The organism is Pseudomonas sp. 32A (assembly GCF_052682255.1).
On the sequence record NZ_JBQYLY010000001.1, the window covers coordinates 923,406 to 941,337 of the forward strand.

Annotated in this window: 15 protein-coding genes; 11 read left to right on the plus strand and 4 right to left on the minus strand. The window is 62.1% G+C overall.

Annotated elements, in window-relative coordinates; translation table 11 throughout:
* Positions 1–285 precede the first annotated feature (285 nt).
* The 9 genes from ACUN0G_RS04160 (at position 286) to ACUN0G_RS04200 (ending at position 10,824) form a co-directional block, all read left to right on the plus strand.
* Positions 286–1,629: an amidase gene (locus ACUN0G_RS04160; RefSeq protein ID WP_445572751.1), complete on the plus strand. Its 1,344-nt coding sequence runs from the start codon at positions 286–288 to the stop codon at positions 1,627–1,629.
* A gap of 12 nt (positions 1,630–1,641) precedes the next feature.
* The gene (locus ACUN0G_RS04165) at positions 1,642–2,520 is read left to right on the plus strand and encodes a polysaccharide deacetylase family protein (RefSeq protein WP_003210406.1); all 879 of its coding nucleotides are present in this window, start codon (positions 1,642–1,644) and stop codon (positions 2,518–2,520) included.
* Between the two features lie 178 nt (positions 2,521–2,698).
* Complete coding sequence (locus ACUN0G_RS04170) at positions 2,699–4,039, plus strand: MFS transporter (protein ID WP_017476084.1); 1,341 nt, start codon at positions 2,699–2,701, stop codon at positions 4,037–4,039.
* A gap of 11 nt (positions 4,040–4,050) precedes the next feature.
* Positions 4,051–4,812, plus strand: a complete 762-nt coding sequence (locus ACUN0G_RS04175; RefSeq protein WP_421523507.1) for an SDR family NAD(P)-dependent oxidoreductase — start codon at positions 4,051–4,053, stop codon at positions 4,810–4,812.
* A 144-nt stretch (positions 4,813–4,956) separates the two neighbouring features.
* Complete coding sequence (locus ACUN0G_RS04180) at positions 4,957–5,706, plus strand: SDR family NAD(P)-dependent oxidoreductase (protein WP_445572752.1); 750 nt, start codon at positions 4,957–4,959, stop codon at positions 5,704–5,706.
* 13 nt (positions 5,707–5,719) lie between these two features.
* A complete protein-coding gene (locus tag ACUN0G_RS04185) occupies positions 5,720–6,022 on the plus strand; it encodes a hypothetical protein (protein WP_076017591.1) in 303 nt (100 codons plus the stop codon).
* Between the two features lie 118 nt (positions 6,023–6,140).
* The gene (locus ACUN0G_RS04190; RefSeq protein ID WP_445572753.1) at positions 6,141–7,115 is read left to right on the plus strand and encodes a CobW family GTP-binding protein; all 975 of its coding nucleotides are present in this window, start codon (positions 6,141–6,143) and stop codon (positions 7,113–7,115) included.
* Positions 7,112–8,284 carry an ABC transporter substrate-binding protein gene (locus ACUN0G_RS04195; protein WP_219273888.1) on the plus strand — a complete coding sequence of 391 codons (1,173 nt, stop codon included), beginning with the start codon at positions 7,112–7,114 and terminating at the stop codon, positions 8,282–8,284. Before ACUN0G_RS04190 ends, ACUN0G_RS04195 begins: the two co-directional genes overlap by 4 nt.
* A 203-nt stretch (positions 8,285–8,487) precedes the next feature.
* Positions 8,488–10,824 carry a putative bifunctional diguanylate cyclase/phosphodiesterase gene (locus tag ACUN0G_RS04200; RefSeq protein ID WP_445572754.1) on the plus strand — a complete coding sequence of 779 codons (2,337 nt, stop codon included), beginning with the start codon at positions 8,488–8,490 and terminating at the stop codon, positions 10,822–10,824.
* A gap of 60 nt (positions 10,825–10,884) precedes the next feature.
* Here the strand turns inward: ACUN0G_RS04200 and ACUN0G_RS04205 are convergent, their stop codons facing one another.
* Both ACUN0G_RS04205 and ACUN0G_RS04210 read right to left on the minus strand, forming a co-directional pair.
* Positions 10,885–13,302, minus strand: a complete 2,418-nt coding sequence (locus ACUN0G_RS04205; RefSeq protein ID WP_258343827.1) for a glucose/quinate/shikimate family membrane-bound PQQ-dependent dehydrogenase — start codon at positions 13,300–13,302, stop codon at positions 10,885–10,887.
* 100 nt (positions 13,303–13,402) lie between these two features.
* Entirely contained in the window at positions 13,403–14,740 is a 1,338-nt protein-coding gene (locus ACUN0G_RS04210) for a carbohydrate porin (protein WP_445572755.1), read from the minus strand.
* A gap of 293 nt (positions 14,741–15,033) precedes the next feature.
* Here ACUN0G_RS04210 and ACUN0G_RS04215 point away from each other — a divergent pair, with 293 nt between their 5' ends.
* Positions 15,034–15,303, plus strand: a complete 270-nt coding sequence (locus ACUN0G_RS04215; protein ID WP_445572756.1) for a hypothetical protein — start codon at positions 15,034–15,036, stop codon at positions 15,301–15,303.
* The gene (locus ACUN0G_RS04220) at positions 15,293–15,676 is read left to right on the plus strand and encodes a hypothetical protein (protein ID WP_445572757.1); all 384 of its coding nucleotides are present in this window, start codon (positions 15,293–15,295) and stop codon (positions 15,674–15,676) included. The genes ACUN0G_RS04215 and ACUN0G_RS04220 overlap by 11 nt, the downstream gene beginning before the upstream one ends.
* 44 nt (positions 15,677–15,720) lie before the next feature.
* On the opposite strand, the gene ACUN0G_RS04225 is transcribed toward ACUN0G_RS04220, so the two are convergent.
* A complete protein-coding gene (locus tag ACUN0G_RS04225; RefSeq protein WP_445572758.1) occupies positions 15,721–16,971 on the minus strand; it encodes a 2-aminoadipate transaminase in 1,251 nt (416 codons plus the stop codon).
* An 89-nt stretch (positions 16,972–17,060) separates the two neighbouring features.
* Positions 17,061–17,927, minus strand: a complete 867-nt coding sequence (locus ACUN0G_RS04230) for a LysR substrate-binding domain-containing protein (protein ID WP_445572759.1) — start codon at positions 17,925–17,927, stop codon at positions 17,061–17,063.
* Positions 17,928–17,932 lie beyond the last annotated feature (5 nt).

Here is a 17,932-nt window from a genome sequence, read left to right on the forward strand (position 1 = left end):
GCCTGTCACTCTGCGCCACGTCGGTGGCACTTTTTTGGGGCCTTCAGAGGAGGGTTGTTACTTTTCTGCACCAAAATGTACTTATTAATAAAAGATACATTATTTCATTGTGGGCGATCGTTAAACGCCAGCCTGTATTTCTTTTGATGTCTTAAACCCATCTAGGCCGTGTGTCTGCTTCAAGTCGCCCGACATGACCAACGCGGTGTCCACAAGACTGGCACGAAAGCTGCCTTTGTAAAATGTACATTTTATTAATATGTACGTTTTTAAAAGGTCATTCCCATGTCAGACGCCACTTCACTGGCCGAGGATTTTGCCAGCGGTCGCAGCGACCCGGTGCAGGCCCTCGAACAGGCACTTGCTCACGCGGGCAAAGTCCCCAGCGTATTCATCTCCCTGACCGCCGAGCGTGCCCGCCGTGAGGCCGAAGCGTCCGCTGCCCGTTGGCGTGCCGGGCAGCCGTTGAGCGTGTTCGACGGCGTGCCCCTGGCCTGGAAAGATCTGTTTGATGTGGCCGGCAGCATTACCACGGCGGGCGCGGCCTATCGCAGCCACGCACCGGCCGCCTTGCTGGACGCGCCGAGCGTTGGCCTGTTGTGCCGCGCCGGCATGGTCAGCGTGGGCAAAACCAACCTCAGCGAGCTGGCGTATTCCGGCCTGGGCCTGAACCCGCATTTCGGCACGCCGCACAACCCGAGCAGCGTTGATCAACCGCGTATTCCCGGCGGCTCATCGTCCGGTTCAGCCGTCGCCGTGGCGGCCGGCATCGTACCGATCGCCATGGGCACCGACACTGCCGGCTCCATCCGTATTCCCGCTGCGCTGAATGGCGTGGTGGGGTACCGCAGCAGCTGCCGGCGCTACAGCCGCGACGGCGTTTTTCCGCTGGCTCACACCCTCGACAGCCTCGGCCCGCTGACCCGCAGCGTGCGCGATGCGCTGGCCATCGACGACCTGCTCAATGGTCGCGAGCAGCGCCCGCCACGCCAGGCCCGCAGCCTCAATGGCCAGCGGTTCCGGGTCGAGCAAAGTGTGCTGGAAGACGCACGGGTTGAACCTGCGGTGCGCGACAACCTGCAACGTTGTGTGGACCGATTGAAGGCAGACGGCGCGCTGATTGACGTGCGCCCCTCGAAGACCTTCCAGGCCACCTTGGATCTGATCCAGCACCAAGGCTGGCTTGGCGCTTTCGAAGCCTTCGCCCTCCACGAAGCGCTGCTCGACAGCCCTGACGCCGAGCAACTCGACCCCCGCGTACGCCGTCGCCTTGAAGCGGCCCGCACGCTGCCAGCCAGCCAACTGCTGGCGCTGTACGACGCCCGTCGTCGTCTGCAACAGCAGCTTGTCGACGAACTCGACGGCGCGATCCTCATCACCCCCACCGTGGCCCATGTGGCCCCGGCCCTGGCGCCGTTGGAATCTGATTTTGAACTGTTCGTCAGCACCAACCTCGCCACCTTGCGCCTGACCATGCCCGGCAGCCTGCTGGACATGCCCGGCGTCAGCCTGCCCAGCGGCCGCGATGCCCTGGGCCTGCCCACCGGTCTGCTGCTCAGCGCCCCCAGCGGCGAAGACGCGCGCCTGCTTCGGGCCGCGCTGTCAGTTGAAACCGCACTCATTTTTTAAGGAGACACAATCATGGCTAAAGACATCCTCTGTGCATTTGGCGTCGACGTCGACGCGGTCGCCGGCTGGCTCGGTTCCTATGGCGGCGAAGACTCCCCGGACGACATTTCCCGTGGCCTCTTCGCCGGTGAAATCGGTGCGCCACGCCTGCTTAAATTGTTCGAGCGCTACGGCCTGCGCACCACCTGGTTTATCCCCGGCCACTCGATGGAAACCTTCCCCGAGCAGATGAAAGCGGTGGCCGACGCCGGCCACGAAATCGGCGTGCACGGTTACAGCCACGAAAACCCGATTGCGATGACGGCCGAGCAGGAAGAAATCGTCCTCGACAAGTCCATCGAACTGATCACCCAGGTCACCGGCAAACGCCCCACCGGCTACGTCGCGCCGTGGTGGGAGTTCAGCAAGGTCACCAACGAACTGCTGCTGAAAAAAGGCATCAAGTACGACCACAGCCTGATGCACAACGACTTCCACCCGTACTACGTGCGCAAGGGCGACACCTGGACCAAGATCGACTACAGCCAACACCCCGACACCTGGATGAAACCCCTGGTACGCGGCGAAGAAACCGACCTGGTGGAGATCCCGGCCAACTGGTACCTCGACGACCTGCCGCCAATGATGTTCATCAAGAAAGCCCCCAACAGCCACGGCTTCGTCAACCCGCGTCACCTCGAAGAAATGTGGCGCGACCAGTTCGACTGGGTTTACCGCGAGCACGAACACGCGGTGTTCACCATGACCATCCACCCCGACGTTTCCGGCCGCCCGCAAGTGCTGCTGATGCTTGAGCGGCTGATCGAACATATCCAGAGCCATGCCGGCGTGCGCTTCGTCACCTTCGACGAAATCGCCGATGACTTTATCCGCCGCCAACCGCGTACCTGAACTGCCCAACTGTTGCAGGAGCGAGCTTGCTCTCGAAAACCGTCAACGACAACGCGGCCCGTCTGGTTAAAACGGGGCGTTCTCAGGTTTTTCGCGAGCAAGCTCGCTCCTACAGTCGGGCCAACCGCGTACCTGACACCCGTACCTAAACCCTGGCCAACCTCCCGAGGCGCGATTCATGTCTATCTACAACAAGCTTGATCTGACTGGCTGGAAACCCCGGCAACTGACGCCCAAGGAAGTGCGTTTCGCCACCTGGATCGCGTTTTTCGCCTGGGTGTTTGCGGTGTATGACTTCATTCTTTTCGGCACCTTGCTGCCGGAAATCGGGCGGCACTTTAATTGGGGGGAAGTGGAGCAAGCGCAGATAGCGACCTGGGTGGCGGTAGGCACCGCCGTGGTCGCGCTGGCCATCGGTCCGATCGTGGACAAGCTGGGCCGGCGCAAAGGGATTATTTTCACCGTGGCCGGTTCGGCGATCTGCTCGGCACTCACCGCCATTGGCGGCGCGTGGGGCAAGTCGTCGCTGATCCTGATCCGTTCGCTGGGCGGCCTGGGGTATGCCGAGGAAACCGTCAACGCCACTTACCTGAGCGAACTGTACGCTGCCTCGGATGATCCGAAATTGGCCAAGCGTCGCGGCTTTATCTACAGCCTGGTCCAAGGCGGCTGGCCGGTGGGCGCGTTGATCGCGGCAGGTTTGACCGCGCTGCTGCTGCCGGTGATTGGCTGGCAGGGTTGCTTCGTGTTTGCGGCGATCCCGGCGATTGTGATTGCGGTCATGGCGCGCAAGCTCAAGGAGAGCCCGCAGTTCCAGATTCACCAACGCATCAGTGAGCTGCGCAAAAGCGGCTCGGTGAAAGAAGCACAAAACGTCGCCGTGACCTACGGCGTGGACTACGACGAACACAGCAAGGCTGGCCTCAAGGCCGCCTTCCGTGGCCCGGCTCGCCGCGCAACCTTGGTGATTGGTGCGGCGCTGTTGCTCAACTGGGCCGCGATTCAGGTGTTCAGCGTGTTGGGTACGTCGGTGATCGTCAGCGTGCACCACATCTCGTTCGAGAACTCGCTGATCATCCTCGTGCTGTCGAACCTGGTGGGTTACTGCGGCTACCTCAGCCACGGCTGGATGGGCGACAAGATCGGTCGTCGCAACGTCATCGGCTTGGGCTGGATGCTCGGCGGGCTGTCGTTTGCCGGGATGCTGTTTGGCCCGAGCAACATGGCGATGGTGGTCGGGCTCTACAGCCTGGGCCTGTTCTTCCTGATCGGGCCGTACTCGGCGGCGCTGTTTTTCATCAGTGAAAGTTTCCCCACCAGCATCCGTGCCACCGGTGGCGCGATCATCCATGCCATGGGGCCGATTGGTGCCGTGGTCGCCGGGTTTGGCGCGACCCAAGTGTTGTCGGCCGGCAGTGACTGGCAGACCGCTGCGCTGTGGTTCGGCGCGCTGCCGTGCTTCCTGTCCGGTGCGTTGATGTTTGCCGCGCGCCATGTGCGTCCGGAAACCGTCCAGTAAGGAGTCAGTTGATGAGTCGTAAAGTTGCATTGATTACCGGTGCCGCCAGCGGCATCGGCCAGGCCCTCGCGGTGGCATATGCCCGCAGCGGCGTGGCGGTGGTGGGCGGGTATTACCCGGCCGATCCCCATGACCCGCATCACACGGTTGCGCTGGTGGAAGAGGCCGGCGGTGAATGCCTGATGTTGCCGCTGGACGTGGGCGATACCGCGTCGGTGGATAACCTGGCTGCGCAGGCGGTCCAGCACTTCGGTCGCCTCGATTACGCGGTGGCCAACGCAGGGCTTTTGCGCCGTGCGCCACTGCTGGAGATGACTGACGAACTGTGGAACGAGATGCTCAACGTCGACCTGACGGGGGTGATGCGCACCTTCCGCGCGGCGACCCGGCATATGCATGAAGGCGGCGCGCTGGTGGCGATTTCGTCGATTGCCGGTGGCGTGTATGGCTGGCAGGAGCATGCGCACTATGCGGCCGCCAAGGCCGGCGTGCCGGGGTTGTGTCGCTCGCTGGCGGTGGAATTGGCGCCGTTGGGGATTCGTTGCAACGCGGTGATTCCGGGGTTGATCGAGACGCCCCAGTCGCTGGACGCGAAGAACTCCTTGGGGCCGGAAGGGCTGGCGAAAGCGGCGCGGGCGATTCCGCTGGGCCGGGTAGGGCGGGCGGATGAAGTGGCGTCTCTGGTGCGGTTTTTGACCAGTGAGGAATCGAGCTACCTGACCGGGCAGAGCATCGTGATTGATGGTGGCCTGACCGTGCGCTGGCCGGATTGATGCGGTTTCAAGTCTGATGCAATTCAAATGTGGGAGCTGGCTTGCCTGCGATGCATACAACTCGGTCCTTCAGATAAATCGAGGTGATGCCATCGCAGGCAAGCCAGCTCCCACAGGTAACACTCGACCCGTAGAGGAATAACAATGCCCCAACTTTCTAACCGCCGTGCCGTGATCACCGGTGCCGGCAGCGGCATCGGCGCCGCCATCGCCCGTGCCTACGCCGTCGAAGGCGCGCGCCTGTTGCTGGCCGACCGCGACGCCGCCGCCCTCGCCGAAACCGCCATCACTTGCCGTAACCTCGGCGCCGAAGTCCTCGAGTGCGTGGCGGATGTCGGCACCGTCGGCGGCGCCCAGGCCAGCGTCGATGCTTGCGTCACCCACTACGGTGGTATCGATATCCTGGTCAACAACGCCGGCATGCTGACCCAGGCCCGGTGCGTCGACCTGACCATGGACATGTGGAACGACATGCTGCGGGTCGACCTCACCAGCGTTTTCGTCGCCAGCCAGCGCGCCTTGCCCCATATGATTGGCCAGCGCTGGGGGCGGATCATCAACGTTGCCTCGCAACTGGGGATCAAGGGCGGCGCCGAGTTGACTCACTATGCAGCGGCGAAGGCTGGCGTGATCGGCTTCACCAAATCCCTCGCGCTGGAAGTGGCCAAGGACAACGTGCTGGTCAACGCCATTGCGCCCGGGCCGATTGAGACGCCGTTGGTAGGCGGCATCAGCGACACCTGGAAACGCGCCAAGGCCGCCGAGCTGCCGCTGGGCCGTTTCGGCCAGGCGGATGAAGTCGCGCCTACCGCCGTGCTGCTGGCCAGCGAGCCGGGCGGCAACCTGTTCGTCGGCCAGACCCTTGGCCCGAACTCCGGCGATGTCATGCCATGAGCGGGCACTAAGCATGTGCGGACTTTGCGGCCTGCTGGGCGAAGACCTGCATTGGAGCGATCCCTTGGGCGATGAGCTGCCCCGTCGACGCGAACGCCTGCGCCGCATCGCGGCGATCAACCAGGTGCTGGCGGTGTTCCGGCTAAAAGTTGAAGACTTCCAGGGCGCGTCCTATCTGCTGCTGGGCGCCACCGGTAAACAGGAACTGGCCAGCGGCCTGGATCAGCTGTGGCGGGCGGCAGAGACCATGCTCGGTCGGCCGCTGGATCCTCTTGACCCCAAATTACTCGACCATTTGGAACAGGGCCTTCTGTAGGAGCGAGCTTGCTCGCGAAAAACGTCAACGATAACGCGCACTCTCTGGTTGAACGCGGCGTTCTCAGGTTTTTCGCGAGCAAGCTCGCTCCTACAGGGGCCAGCAACGAGGTAGAACTATGAGCATCGCCCTGAACGTCATCACCGGCTTCCTCGGCAGCGGCAAGACCACCTTGCTCAAGCGCTTGCTGCAAGGCGAAAGCCTCGGCGACACGGCGTTGCTGATCAATGAATTCGGCGACGTCGGCATCGACCATCTGCTGGTGGAAGAAGTCGCGCCGGACACGGTGTTGCTGCCCAGCGGCTGTGTCTGCTGTTCGATTCGTGGCGAGTTGAAAGACGCTTTGCTCGGCCTGTTGCAGCGCCGTGAGCGCGGCGAGATTCCAGCCTTCAAACGGGTGATCCTGGAAACCACCGGCCTGGCCGATCCGGCGCCAATCCTCGCCACGCTGAACAACGACGTGCAACTGCGCGGGCGCTTTCATATCGGCCTGGTGGTGACGCTGGTGGACGCCAGCCACGCTGCCCTGCAAGAGCGCCTGCACCCGGAATGGCTGGCGCAAGTGGCCGCCGCCGATCGCCTGCTGTTGAGCAAGACCGACCTCGTCGAAGACTGTGACCCGTTGCGCTTGCACTTGCAGGCACTGAACGCCGGTACGCCGATCCTCAATACCTGCGATATCGACAGCGGTGAACAACTGCTGCTTGGCGAAGGCCTGCGCAGCGCCGAACCCGCTGCCGAAGTCAGCCGCTGGCAACTCCATCAAACCACCGCCGCCAACCACGGCGCCGCACAAGTCTGCTGCCTGACCTTTGATCAGCCGTTGGATTGGGTCGGCTTCGGGGTCTGGTTATCGATGCTGTTAAGATGCCACGGCGAACGTATTCTTCGCGTCAAAGGACTGCTCAACGTGAACGCCAGTAACGCTCCCATCGTCATTCATGGCGTGCAGCATTGCCTGCATGCCCCGGTTCACCTGCCTGCCTGGCCGGGGACCGATCGGCAATCACGCCTGGTGTTTATCCTGCGCGGTCTCGACCCGGCGTTGCTGCGTCGTTCCTTTGAAGTGTTCTCCAGAAGGTTCGCCGCATGATCACGCTTCGCGTCCTCGGTACCTCGGTGACCTTGCTTGAATGCCTGCGTGTACGAGCGGAAAAAGAGCTGGGTATTCGTCTGGTGTACCAAGTGCACGATGTGGAGCAGGCCCAGCGCATCGCGGTGATGCAACCGGACAGCTACGACCTCTACGACCAGTGGTTTCACAACGTCGATTTCGTGTGGCCGGCCCGGGCGATCCAGCCGATCGACACCCGGCGCATTGCGCTGTGGCACGAGATCAACGACCTGCCCAAGCGCGGACGTTTGTCCGCCAACGACCGTCTGGGCAGTGGCAGTGTGCCCAGCGAGCGCCTCTTCGTGCAGCACGATGGCAGCCTCGGCAGCACCGTGACCGAACGCATCAGTATGTTGCCCCTGACCCACAACGCCGACAGTTTCGCCTACCGCCCCGAACGCTTGCCCGAAGGGTTCAACCGCGCCAACGAGAGCTGGGGCTGGCTGCTCGACCCGGCCTGGGGCGCACGTACCGCGCTGCAAAGTGACGCCGCCATCGGCGCCCTCGATGCTGCACTGGCGGTGCAAGGCGCGGGACTCGCGAGCTTCAAGGACATCGGCAACATGAGCATCGAAGAGATCGATGTGCTGGCGGATATTCTGGTGCGCAAGCAGAAGGAAGGGCACTTCGCGGCGTTCTGGTCGGATGACGAAGAGGCGGCGCAACTGATGCTCAGCCCGAGCATCGACATTCAGAGCCTGTGGTCACCGACCCTGATGCGCCTGCACCGGGCCGGGGTCAAATACCGCTTGGCGGTGCCCCGTGAAGGATATCGCGCCTGGTTCGGCGGGTTGTCGCTGTCGCGCCATGCCAAGGGCCCGGTGCTGGACGCGGCCTATGCCTACCTCAACTGGTGGCTGTCCGGCTGGCCAGGTGCGGTGATGGCGCGCCAGGGGTATTACATCGGCAACCCGGCCCGCAGCCGTGATCACCTGAGCAGCGCCGAGTGGGACTACTGGTACGCCGGCCTGCCCGCACGGGAAGAGCTGCTGGGCAGCGATGGCTTGCCGCTGATTGACGTGGGCGAAGTGCGCGACGGCGGCTCCTATGAGCAGCGCATGGGGCATATCGCGGTGTGGAACTCGGTGATGGACGAGCACAACTACCTGGTGCGGCGCTGGGGTGATTTCATGCGGGCGCGTAGCTGAGGCAGAGGCTTGTCGCCAATTTAATGACACCGAAGTTCCCGTATTTATTGGATGCACTTCTTCCTTTGCGCAGCTAGTCTGGATAGTTCGAATGTCCTGTTAAAAAGGACGTTTATTTGACGCCGGTTCAGCTGTCGCGAGGGACGCGTATGACGAAGGGACATTTCGGCTGGAGGGGACAGGCGCTGCCAGAGGGCAACCAGATGAGGTGGCGCCATACGTTTCAAACCCGGATCGCCGGGGTGCTGGCGCTGCTGTTACTGGTGGTCGTGGCGGCGGTGTATTTCGCCGTGAAGACCGCGACTAACCGCGCCGTGGAAAACCAGGCCCAGGTACAACTGGAAACCGGCAGCCAGGTGTTCGAACGCTTGCTCGACCTGCGTGGCCGGCGTCTGCAATACGGCTTGAACTGGCTCACGGCAGACCTGCCTTTCCGCCAGTCTGTCGCCGAGGGCGAGCCCGCCGAGATTCTTGCTGCCCTGCGCCGACATGGCACCGGTCTGACGTCCAGTGAAGTGTTTGTGCTGGGTCTCGACGGCAAGGTGATGGTCAGCACGTTGCAGGCGTTGACCCCCGGCCAGGCCTTTCCTTACAACAACGCCTTGCGCCAGGCCCGGCGCAGCGGCCTGCAAATGTTGATCGTGGCCCTGGATGGCCGGCCTTTTCTGCTGGTACAGCAGGAAGTCGTCGACCCCACACCGAATGCCCTTGTTGTCATGGGCCTGCCCATGGACGAAATCTTTGCCAGTGAATTGCGCTCCATGAGCAACCTGGAAGTGTCGTTCCTCAGTGTGCAGCACGGCCAGCCTGGCGAATTGTTCAGCACTCAGCCCGAGGCATTCCAGGCATCAATTGCCAGCGACTTGCAGGCTCCGTATATCAATCCCGTGGCGCAACTGAACCTGTTTCACGGCCAGCGTTATCTCAGCCAGGTGCTGCCTTTGGGCAACACGGCAGAGGGCGGTGAGGTGCGGGTGCTGCTGCAAAGCCCGCTGGACCACGCCCTTGAATCTTTCGCGCCGCTGGACCGGCAATTTCTCGTGATCGCCCTGGTGGTGCTGCTGGTGTCGTTGGCGGGCGCATTGTTTTTGGCGCGGAGAGTTTCGCGTCCCCTCAATGCGCTGGTGCAGGCGGCCGAGCGGATCGGCGCCGGTGACTATCGGACGCCGGTGCGGGTGCGCAGCCATGATGAGTTCGGCCTGCTGGCCCAGGCCTTCAACGCCATGCAAACCGGGATCGCCGTGCGCGAGCGGCAACTGGCCCACAACGCGCTGCACGATCCGCTCACCGGCCTGCCCAACCGGGCGCTGGCCATGGAGCGCCTGGGCAGTGCCATCAGCGCTGGTCGGCCCGTGGTGTTGCTGTACCTGGGCATCGAGAACTACCGCGTGATCAACGAAGGCTATGGCCCGGAAGGCGTGGAAGAAATGCTCCGCGAGGCCAGCCGCTGTTTGCTGTCGAGCCTCTCGGCCAGTGACACCGCTGCGCGCATCACCGGCAGCGAGTTTTTGCTGCTGCTGGAAAACACCGAGATTGACCGCGTCGTGGCCCTGGCTGACCGCCTGTATGGGCTGCTGACCGAGCCCCAGCGCATTGGCGGTGATGAACTGCGCCATGAAGTGAGCATCGGCATCGCCGCTTACCCGGCCGACGGCCAGCAGGTTGAAGAGCTGATCAGCCGCGCCGCCATCGCCCGTCACGATGCGGCAGCGTTCCCCGGTTATTTGCAGATCTACCAACAGGACCGCGACCTCGCCCACCAACGCCAGATCAGCCTGATCCGTGACCTGCGCCGGGCGCCGACGGAGGGCGAGTTGTACCTGTGTTATCAGCCCAAGCTCGACCTGCACCATGGGCATGTGAGCCAGGCCGAAGCGCTGTTGCGCTGGCAGCATCCGACCCTCGGGCTGGTATCGCCCGCCGAGTTCATTCCCTTGGCCGAGCGCACCGGCAGCATGGGCAACCTTACCCACTGGGTGATCGAAGAAGCCATTCGGCAATTGGCCGAGTGGGAGGTGCGCGGGTTGCAGGTGCAGTTGTCGGTGAACATCTCGGTGGATGACCTGGCCGATGACAGCCTGGCCCTGCGGGTGACCGAGTTGTTGGCGCACTACGGCGTATCGGCCCGGCAACTGATTTTCGAAATCACCGAAAGCGCGATCATGCACAACCCGGTGCAGGCCCTCAGTGTGCTGGAGCAACTGCGCGGTTGTGGCATCAGCCTGTCGGTGGACGACTTCGGCACCGGCTATTCATCCCTGGCGCAACTGCAACGCCTGCCGGTGCAGGAGCTGAAGATCGACCAGTCGTTCGTGCGCAATCTCGACAGCACCTCCGGCGACGGCGTGATCGTGCGTTCGACCATCGAAATGAGCCACAACCTGGGACTCAAGGTGGTGGCTGAAGGGGTGGAGTTCGAGCCCAGCCTCAAGCTGCTCAAGCTCTGGAAGTGCGACACGGCCCAAGGCTATTTGATCAGTCGGCCCTTGAACGCCATGGCTTTCGAAATGTGGATGCGCCGCGAACGCATGCCGGTGTGACTGCACAAAAAAAGGCGGCTACCCCTGAGGTAGCCGCCTTTGTCTTGCTGCCGGTGTTACTTAATCCGGCAGTTTGAACGCCATCACATAGTCGCCCTGCTTGGTGCCCAGGGAACCATGACCGCCGGCCATGACCAGCACGTACTGCTTGCCGTCCTTGCCGGTGTACGTCATCGGTGTGGTTTGCGCGCCTGCTGGCAGGCGGCCTTCCCACAGTTGCTTGCCGTTTTTCACGTCATAGGCACGCAGGTACTGGTCAAGGGTACCGCTGAGGAAGGACACGCCACCGGCGGTGGTGAAAGTCCCGCCCAGGCTTGGCACGCCCATGGTCAGTGGAATCGGAACCGGCGAGCTGTCACGCACGGTGCCGTTCTTGTGCATCCAGATGGTCTGGTGGTTGGTCAGGTCGACCGCGGCCACATAACCCCACGCCGGCGCCTGGCACGGCAGGCCCAGTGGCGACAGCATGGCTTCGAGGATCACGCCGTACGGTGCGCCTTTGTTCGGCTGCACGCCTTCGGTTTCGCTGACCCGTGGGCCTTGCTTGGCGATGTCGGCGGCCGGGATCAGTTTCGATTTGAACGCCATGTAGCTCGGGTTCACGAAAGCAATCTGGCGAACCGGGTCGACGGAAATGCCACCCCAGTCGAACACGCCAAAGTTACCCGGGTAAACGATCGAGCCTTGCAGCGATGGCGGGGTGAACGGACCGTCGTAGCGCATGGATTTGAAATCAATCCGGCACAGCATCTGGTCGAACGGCGTCACGCCCCACATGTCACGCTCCTTGAGGGGCGGTGGCATGAAGTTCAGGTCGGATTTCGGTTGGGTCGGTGCGGTGTGATCGCCGGCCACTGCGCCTTGCGGTACAGGGATTTCATTGATCGGCACCACGGGCTGACCGTTGGTGCGGTCCAGGGTGTAGATGCTGCCTTGCTTGGTCGACGCCATTACCGCTTGCTTCACGCCGTCAGCGGTCTTGATGTCGATCAGCGAAGGCTGGCCGCCCACGTCCATGTCCCACAGGTCATGGTGAGTGAACTGGAAGGTCCACTTCACATGGCCGCTGTCGATGTCCAGGGCAGTCAGGCCGGCGCTGTACTTCTCGGAGTCCGGAGTCCGGTCGCCGCCGTACTGGTCGGGCATCTGGTTACCCATCGGCAGGTAGAGCATGCCGAGTTTTTCATCCACCGCGAACATCGACCACATGTTTGGCGAGTTGCGGGTGTAGGTCTTGCCCTCGGCCAACGGGGTGGTGTCGTCCGGGTTGCCGCTGTCCCAGTTCCACACCAGCTTGCCGGTGTGCACGTCGAACGCGCGGATCACGCCGCTTGGCTCGTCGGTGGAGACGTTGTCGGTCACGTGACCGCCGATCACTACCAGGTTCTTGGTAACGGCCGGTGGCGAGGTGGAGTAGTAACCGCCCGGGGCGAAGGTGCCGATGTTGGCACGCAGATCGACCTGGCCTTTGTCACCGAAGTCTTCGCACATCTTGCCGGTGTCGGCGTTCAGGGCGATCAGACGGGTGTCGGCGGTAGGTACGAAGATGCGTTTCGGGCAGGCATTCGGCGCGGCGGCCGGGCTGGCGCTGCCAGTCGGGCTTTGCTCGGAAGCGTAGACAGCGTCATCGTGATACGACACGCCACGGCAGGTCATGTGCGCCCAACCCTTGAAGTTGGCAGCACCTTCGCTGCTGATCTTCGGGTCGAAACGCCAGATTTCCTTGCCGGTGTCCGGGTCCAGGGCAATGACCTGGCTGTGTGGTGTACACACGTAGAGCATGCCGTTGACTTTCAGCGGGGTATTTTCCGCAGTGGTTTCACCGGGATCGCCTGGGCCAGGGATGTCGCCAGTACGGAACGTCCAGGCAGGCACCAGCTTGTGGGCGTTTTCCGGGGTGATCTGCGCGAGTGGCGAGTAACGGTCGCCGAAGGCCGAACGGCCATAGGAGTTCCAGTCACCATCCGCCTGGGCTGGCGCGGCGCTGGCCATGCCTGGCACCGCATCGCGGTCCAGTTGGCCTTTTTTGACCATGGCACCCGGGTCGGTGAATTGGCTGGCCAAGGCAGCAGCACCCGCCAGCACGACGGCGACGCTCAGGGCGCCCGTGCCCAGCGGCGCGGCTTGGCCACGCAGCAACGGACGGCGGAACCACGGGAGCAGCATGACGATGCCGAGGGCGAACAGCAGGGCCAGGCGCGGCACCAGCTGCCACCAGTCCAGGCCGACTTCCCACAGCGCCCAGACGGTGCTGGCAAACAGCACCAGTGCGTACAAGCCCAGCGCCGCGCGGCGTGTTGCGAGTAGCAACAGGCCGGTGACGGTGATGCCGAGACCGGCCAGCAGGTAATACAGCGACCCGCCGAGCATGCTCAGCTTGATCCCCCCGGCCAACAAGGCCAGGCCCATTATCAGCAGCAAGATCCCCAGTAGCCTGGGCAGCAGGCGACTTGGACTTGAAGCACCATCAGTGCTCATAGTGTGGTTCTCCGTTACGTTTTCAATTGATTGCGCACAGTTCACTGTAGATGACGTTCCGGCGCAGGCTTGGTTCAGGGCAAATTAGCTTTATTCAGAATCAGAACGAGCTTTGCAGCTTGATCCCGCCGATCAGCGCGTCATCCACCTGGGCCACGGCTCCGGGGTGACGGATGTATTGCAGGTTCGGGCGTACGGTCAGCCAGTGGGTGACGTGGATGCCGTAATAGAGTTCGGCGCTGTATTCGGTGTGTTGAATCGGCATATAGGTCGGGTCATCGAAGTCGAAGACGGCGCGGGCCTGGTTGGTCGCCTCGGCATTCTTGCGATAGGCCGGGTTGACGTGCACCCGGGCCACGGCAAAGCCGATATCGTCCTTGGCGCGGGCGTAAAACGGGCCCTTGTAGACCACGCCGGCCTGCACGTAGTTATCCACAGCGTTGGTTTTCTTGTCGTGCATCGTGCCGTTGGCGAACACGCTCAAGCCTCGCGAATGGTCGCTGGCCAGGCTGGTGACTTGCTGTTGCACACCCAGCCACACCCCATGTTTGCTGGAGGCGCTGCGATAGGCTTCGCCGCTGAGGGCTGCCGGCTGGTCGTTGCGGTCTTTATAGACGTCGCTGGCCTTGGCGCTGCTGTAGTAGTAACCGGCGCGGTATTCGCCGGGCAGGCCGTTGAGCGTGGGCGTCCACACCAGTTCCACCGGGAGCAGGGCGCCTTGTGTGCCGCTGCCACTGAGCTTGAAGCCATTGCCGCGATCCAGGTTGGACGGGTTCTGTTCATACGCGCCGACCTGGGCGTACAGCTCGGGCGTCAGGTGATACTTGACCCGCAGCGCCCACTGGCTCACCGGCCAGTTGTACCAGATGCTGCCCACCCAGTTGCCGACCTGCGAGCCGCAGAACGCGAGGTTCTGGAAGTCGCAGGGGAAGCTGTTGAAGTCTTCGCCTTCGCCAAAACGCCCGGCCTTGATGTCGAGTTTCTGGTCGAAGAACTTCTGCTGATACCACATCTGCGTCAGGCGCCAGGTCTGGCCACGGCCCCAGACTTCCTGGGACGAGGTGAACCCGCCCACACGCGGATCATTGACGCGGTCGTTGGTGATGTTGTTGCCGCTGCGCTCGGTCACCGTCAACTGGAACTCGGCGTCGTGCCAGCCGAGGATCTTCTGCAGATCCAGGTGCGTACCCAGGCCGAACTGATCGCTGTAGCGCGCGGTACGGTCGTGGTCGGAACCGCCATGCAGGTTACTGCCCATCTCGCCGGTGTAGTCGAGCTTGAAGTCGTAGCCTTGTTGAGACAGCGCTGTCCGAGTGCCGCCGAAATCCCCCAGCATCCACGGTGATTCAGCGTCAAAGGCAGGTGCGGCCTGGGCACAGTTGAACAGGCCGAACGGTAACAGCGCAGCGCACAGGCGCAGGTTTGGGAAAGCAGGCATAGGCAAAATGGAGTCTTAATATTTATGGTTTTGAAACGCCAACAGCGGCCTGGCGCGTTCGCACAAAGGCGTTGAACACGGGCGGTCGATGGTCTGATGGAATGATGAAACGTTTCACTTTGTTACTGACAAGGATAAAGCGCTGGCGAGGGGAGAGAAAGGGCTAAACGGAAGATGGATTCTTTCGGATTTGGTAATAGTGGGTTGGGTTGTCGGATTTGGTATCAAACCGTTCATTGGTTTGCGTTTGAAGGCGTGGTTTTCTGCGTCACCAAAATGGATGGAGGGGCGACATGGACGGCGACGACAAGGTGGGTGAGACAAATGCCGTAACGGCCGGGGAATTAGTCATTATTCTCGGTCAGTATCACAGTGCAATTGCGAGACTCGGCTCCGGCATCATCAGCCTGGCCGGCGTGCTCAGACGTAGTGAAAACGCTGATGTAAAGCAGGCAGCAGATGAAGCATGGGCGAAGCTGAATGAGTTTATCGACTGCATGGAGGGTGTAGCTGATGGAATGAATGCTTTGACCCAGAAGAAGGAGGTCGGAAATGGCGAATGACCCCAAGGATAATGTGAGCTATCTTCGCCAGGAGTACCGTCAAGGTTCGTCATCAGGCCGCGACCGCAAAGGCGGCGCAGGCGGTGGGGGCAACGGAGGAGAAAACGATTTGGAAAAGCGTATTTCGCAAGTTGAGGCAAGGCTGGAGCGCGTCGAGACGAAGCTGGATGGCATGCAAGAGCACATGACTACCAAGTCCGATCTGATGCAGACCAAAATCGACCTGCTTGAAGCGACCTCTAGACTGGATCTTTCAATCGCCCATTTCAGAACGGATATGCAATCGTTGGAAACCCGGCTGTTGAAATGGTTTGTCGGAACGGCTGGAGCCTTGTCTGCCATCGCATTTGGCGTCGCCCGACTTGTCCACTGACGCTTTCCATTCGAAGCCCGGCTCCCTGCCGGGCTTTTTGGTTTTTAAGCCAACTTCACCAAACATCCCTCAAGAATATCCAGCCCTTCCTCCAGCACCGCCGCCTCGATCGTCAACGGCGCCAGCAGCCGGATGATGTGCCGTGATTTGCCGCTGGGCATCAGCAGCAAACCCGCCTCGCGGGCCAGGGCCAGCAGTTGGGTCAGCTGTTGTGGTGCCGGGCTGCCGTCGGCGTTGGCCAGTTCGATGCCGCGCATGGCGCCAACGCCGGTCAAGCGGCCGAGGTACGGCGAGAGCTTTTTCGAACGCCATGATTCATAGCGGCTGACGATGGCTTCTTCCTGCTGCGTGCCCCAACTTTTCAGGTGTTCATCAGTCATTTCATCCAGGGTCGCCAACGCCGCCGCGCAAGCAATCGGGTTACCGGAATAGGTGCCGCCCAGGCCGCCTTTGGGCAGGTTGTCGAGCAAGGTTTTGCGACCGACTACTGCGCCGAGCGGCACACCGCCGGCGATGCTTTTGCCCAGCAGAATCAGGTCAGGCTCGATGCCCAGGCGTGAGAACGCGAAGCGCTGGCCGGTACGGCCGAAGCCGGACTGAATTTCATCGGCAATCAGCAGGATATTTTTCTCGTCGCAAAAGCGGCGCAGGGCCTGGGCGAATTCTATGTCCAGGGTCAGGAAACCCCCTTCGCCCTGCACCGGTTCGATGATGAAACAGGCCACGTCGTTGACGTCGATTTCCACGCTGAACAGGCGGTCCATTGCCTTCAGCGCTTCGCCGCAGGTCACGCCGTTGTCGCAACTGGGGAATGGCAGGTGGAACACCGGCCCCGGCAGTACGCCGACTTTTTGTTTGTACGGCGCGACCTTGCCATTGAGGTTCAAGGTGGCCAGGGTGCGTCCGTGAAACGCCCCGTCAAAGGCAATGACCGCGGTGCGACCGGTCGCGCCGCGGACGATTTTCAAGGCGTTTTCCGCCGCTTCCGCGCCACTGTTGGTGAGCATGCCACTGACCGGGTAGCCCACCGGAATGAACGCGGTGAGACGGTCCATCAGTTCGATGTAGGGCGCGTGAGGCGCGGCGTTGAAGGCGTAATGGGTGAGTTTGGTCGCCTGCTCGCGGATCGCCTCAACCACGCGCGGATGGCAATGGCCCAGGTTGAGCACGCCGATGCCGCCGACAAAGTCGATGTAGCGCTTGCCCGTGGTGTCCCAGACTTCGGCGTTCTTGCCATGGCTGAGGCTGATGGGGTGGACGATGGAAATCGACTGGCTGATGGTTTCGCGGCTCATGGATCCGGGACTCAAGAATGGGAGGCGTCCTTTTATCTAAGCCGCGAGCCGCCTTGCCCCGCAAACGAAATAAAGTCGCCGGGTCATTATTAAAAGTCGGGATGTGCTGTGAGGTACTCCACCATCCAGCTCAAAAAAGCCTGCACTTTTGGAATCTCCCCGGCATGTTCGGCATGGGCGATAAAGTGCGCGCCGGCGCTGGGCATCGTGTAATCCCAGGGTATCATCAGGCTGCCGCTCGCCAATTCCTCGGCCACCAGATACTGCGGCACCAAGGCCACGCCATACCCCGATTGCGCCGCGCGAATGCACATGTAGAACGTGTCGAAGCGCGGCCCGTGGTAGCTGTTTTGCGAGTGCAGGCCTTGTTCCAGAAACCACTCGTGCCAGGCTTCCGGACGCGAGGTGCATTGCAGCAACGTGTGACGGGATGAGGCGTCGCTGCCAGCGGCGACAAACCCGGGGGCGCAGACCGGCACCACGGCTTCGCGAAACAACTCGATGCAGGTCGCTCCCGGCCACGATCCCTGGCCGAAGAAAAACGCGATATCCGCCTTGGCCTGCAACACGTCGAACGGCTCCAGTTCGTTGCGCACGTCCAGGTGGATAGTGGGGTGGCGCGCGGCAAAATCCTTGAGCTTGGGCACCAGCCAGCGGTCACCGAAGGTCGGCTGTGTGGCAATGCGCAGCACTTCGGTTTCGCCGCCATAGGTCAGGATGTAGCGGCTGGAAATATCCACCTGGTTGAGGATCTTGCGTACTTCCTCCAGGTACAGCGAGCCTGCCGGCGACAGGTACAAACGCTGGCGCACCCGCTGGAACAGCGGGTGACAGAGCATCTCCTCCAGCTGCGCCACTTGCTTGCTCACCGCACTCTGGGTCAGGTGCAGCTCTTCGGCGGCGCGGGTGAAGCTCAAGTGCCGGGCGGCGGCTTCGAAGCATTGCAGGGCAGTCATCGAAG